The organism is Kitasatospora sp. NPDC057512 (assembly GCF_042802135.1).
Taxonomy (GTDB): Bacteria; Actinomycetota; Actinomycetes; order Streptomycetales; family Streptomycetaceae; genus Kitasatospora.
In genome coordinates, this window is sequence record NZ_JBHVET010000886.1 from 1 (window position 1) to 3,100 (window position 3,100).

The window sequence follows — 3,100 nt, forward strand, 5'->3', positions numbered from 1 at the left end:
CCACAGCAGCTCGGTCGCCTGCTCGTGGGGGAGCACGTCGAGGGCGAGCAGCGCGCCGTCGGAGGCGGCGCCGAGCGTGTCCCAGTCGTCGGCGAGCCGGGTGGTGACCAGGTGGTGCCCGCGGGTGAGGCTGCCCAGGAACGGTTCGAGCAGCGCCGGGTCCTCGACGTCGTCGTACACCAGCAGCCAGCCGGTGTGGTGCTGGAGCCAGGCCAGCGCCCAGGCCGCCAGCTCCGGCGGCCGCGCGGTCCCGGCCCAGGCGGGGCTCAGCCGCCGGGCGATCCCGGTCAGGGCCTCCTCGACGCCGCCGGGGGAGGAGGCGTCGATCCACCAGACCAGGTCGTACGCCGTGCGGAAGCTCTGGGCGTACTGGAGTGCCAGGGTGCTCTTGCCGACCCCGCCCAGGCCGTGCACGACCACCGCCGCCGCACCGGGCCCGGGCCGTCCGGTGGTCAACGCCTCGCGCAGCGCGGCCAGTTCCCGTTGCCGGCCGGTGAAGCGGGCGTTCGGCTGGAGCAGGTGGACCAGCCCGTCGGCCGGGGTGTCGGCCGCCGAGCGCAGCGCCTCGGCGGGCAGCACGACGGTGGTGGTCTGGGTGACCATCACGCCGTCGTTGCTGCTGTTGACGTTGGAGATCTGCCCGGCGCCGTGGAAGTGGTGGACGGACGATGTCACCGGGCGCCGTCCCCGTGGACGACCGTCCTGGTGCTCATCGTCCCCTCGTTGGTACCGGTGTTGACGATGGAGCCCTGGCCCGACACCACGACGGTGACCGAGGACGGCTCCGGCCGCGGCAGCGCGGCGGCCAGCTCCGCCAGCAGTTCGGGATCCTGGCGCAGCGTGCGCCGAACGGCCTGCCGCAGCGCCGCCTGGGCGTCCGGGTTCGCGTCGTCCTGCACCGCCTCGGCGACGTCCGACTCCAGCGCCTCGCGCTGCCGCTCGTCGCGCCGGCGCCACACCCGCTGGAGGATGCGGGTGCCCAGGCCCACGGTGGCGCTCGCGGCCGCGTCCTCGGCCCGGGTCAGCACCGAGTCGCCGTACGCGGCGAGCGCGGCGCCGATCGGCGGGCCGGCCAGTTCCATGAAGGCGTCGAGTTCCATGGCTCCCCCTCGAAGTCCCGTGCCGTGGCGGCCGGACGGAGTGAATCGGCCACAGCGTAGGGAACCGGCGGCGGCGGTGGGCCCGGTACGCGCGAAACGGTCGGTCTCGATCCGGTGTCGGTCGGCCGGCGGTGCCGGACGGCGGGGTTCCGCCCGGGAACATCGGCACCGCACCGCGCAGTTGGGACGGACGGGTCCGCCGCCCTGGTCGGGTGCCGGGCCTGCCCGTCGCCCCGGGCGGGATATCAGCAGCGGACACCCGTCCGTGTGACGCAGACTGGGGCGAGAACTGTTCGGATCTGAGGATGGATTTTCATGACTGACCGGCCTTTGACGCTGATGGCGGTGCACGCCCACCCCGACGACGAGGCGACCGGGACCGGGGGTGTGCTCGCCCGCTACGCGGCGGAGGGCGTCCGCACGGTGCTCGTGACGTGTACGGACGGCAGGTGCGGCGACGGCCCGGGAGGGGTCAAGCCCGGGGAGGACGGGCACGACCCGGTGGCCGTCGCCGCGATGCGCAGGAAGGAACTGGAGGCCAGCTGCGAGGTGTTGGAGGTCGGCCACCTGGAGCTGCTGGAGTACGCCGACTCCGGGATGATGGGCTGGGAGAGCAATGACGCGCCCGGCTCGTTCTGGCGCACGCCGGTGGCGGACGGCGCCGCCCGGCTCGCCGAACTGATGCGGCACTACCGGCCCGACGTGGTCGTCACCTACGACGAGAACGGGTTCTACGGTCACCCCGACCACATCCAGGCCCACCGCATCACGATGGCGGCGCTGGAGCTGGTCGACCTGTCGCCGAAGGTCTACTGGACGACGGTGCCGCACTCGGCGGTGCGGCGGTTCGGGGAGGTCATGCGGGAGTTCGGCCCGGACCAGGAGCAGTCGGCGCAGGCGGCCGAGGCGGCCGAGGCGGCCGAGCTTCCCGAGGCGCCCGAACTGCCCGAGGCGTCCGAGCTGCCCGAACTCGGCCTGCCGGACGAGGAGATCAGCACCTGGGTGGACACCACCGCCTTCGGCGGCCGGAAGTTCGACGCCCTGGCCGCGCACGCCAGCCAGGGGGACAACATCTTCTTCCTGCGGATGGGCAAGGAGCGGTTCACCGAGCTGCTGGGCGTGGAGACCTTCGTCCGGGTCAAGGACACCACCGGCGCGGCCCTGCCCGAGAACGACCTCTTCGCCGGCCTGCGCTGACCATCGGGCAGCGGTGTGCCGGCGGCGGGGCGGATCGGCCTCGCCGCCGGCACGGTACGGACGCGCTGTCCGTGGGTGGATCCCGTCAGAGCAGCACGCTGGCGGCGATCGGTGCCACTGTCTTGAGAGCGTTCCAGGCGCTGCTCCAGAAGCTGTCGGCCTCGACGCCGGAGGCGTCGCCCAGGGCGCCGCCGGTGCGGTGGGTGCGGTCGACCGGCGGGGCCAGTCTCGGGAGCTGCGGGGTGGGAGACCACGCCCGGCGCTCCTCGCGGACCTCTTCCATGGTCATGGTCGTTCTTCCCTTCGTGTGTGCCGGGACGGTTGGTGAGGCTCAGTACAGGCCTCCGATGCTGGGAGGCGGGGACGGCAGGCAGCCGGGGGTGGGGGCACCGTCGCAGGCCCAGGGGGGCGGGTCCGCGAAGCTGGGGCCGTAGAATCCCCCGGGGCCGTCCATGATCTGGGTGACGGGGTTCGCGGCGGTGGCCGCGGCCTCCTCGGAGGTGTCGACCACGGTGTCGCTCGGCTGCGGGCCGCTGCTGAATCCGAGGGCCCCCGTCATGGACGACGTGGCCGCGTTCCGGTCGCCGCCGTTGCCGACGGTCCCGCCGATGGCGATGGACTCGCCGATGTCGACGGTCTCCTTCACCACCTTCAGGTACGCGGGGTACGGGTACGTGCGGTCGATCGGTTGTGCCTGGGGCGGCGGCTGCTCGTACATGGTCCTGTCTCTCCTGTCCGGTGCTCCGGTGGCCGGTCGTGCGAAGCGGCGTCACGGAGCGGGGTGGCCGGCGACGGGTCGGGGC

At 73.4% G+C, this 3,100-nt stretch carries 5 protein-coding genes; 1 reads left to right on the top strand and 4 read right to left on the bottom strand.

Annotated features, from left to right (window positions below):
• Together ACFU6K_RS35295 and ACFU6K_RS35300 are read right to left on the bottom strand one after the other, a co-directional pair.
• The coding region (locus tag ACFU6K_RS35295; RefSeq protein WP_380670155.1) for an AAA family ATPase at positions 1–675 on the bottom strand (675 nt) is incomplete at its 3' end.
• Positions 672–1,100: a hypothetical protein gene (locus ACFU6K_RS35300; protein WP_181970405.1), complete on the bottom strand. Its 429-nt coding sequence runs from the start codon at positions 1,098–1,100 to the stop codon at positions 672–674. The genes ACFU6K_RS35300 and ACFU6K_RS35295, both read right to left, overlap by 4 nt.
• A 315-nt stretch (positions 1,101–1,415) precedes the next feature.
• Here ACFU6K_RS35300 and ACFU6K_RS35305 point away from each other — a divergent pair, with 315 nt between their 5' ends.
• Positions 1,416–2,297 (top strand): PIG-L family deacetylase, encoded by an 882-nt coding sequence (locus tag ACFU6K_RS35305; RefSeq protein ID WP_380670157.1) that lies wholly within the window; start codon positions 1,416–1,418, stop codon positions 2,295–2,297.
• Between the two features lie 85 nt (positions 2,298–2,382).
• Here ACFU6K_RS35305 and ACFU6K_RS35310 read toward each other — a convergent pair whose 3' ends face one another.
• Both ACFU6K_RS35310 and ACFU6K_RS35315 read right to left on the bottom strand, forming a co-directional pair.
• On the bottom strand, positions 2,383–2,586 hold the full coding sequence (locus tag ACFU6K_RS35310; protein WP_380670159.1) for a hypothetical protein: 204 nt from the start codon (positions 2,584–2,586) through the stop codon (positions 2,383–2,385).
• Positions 2,587–2,628: 42 nt separating this feature from the next.
• A complete protein-coding gene (locus ACFU6K_RS35315) occupies positions 2,629–3,015 on the bottom strand; it encodes a hypothetical protein (protein ID WP_380670161.1) in 387 nt (128 codons plus the stop codon).
• Positions 3,016–3,100 lie beyond the last annotated feature (85 nt).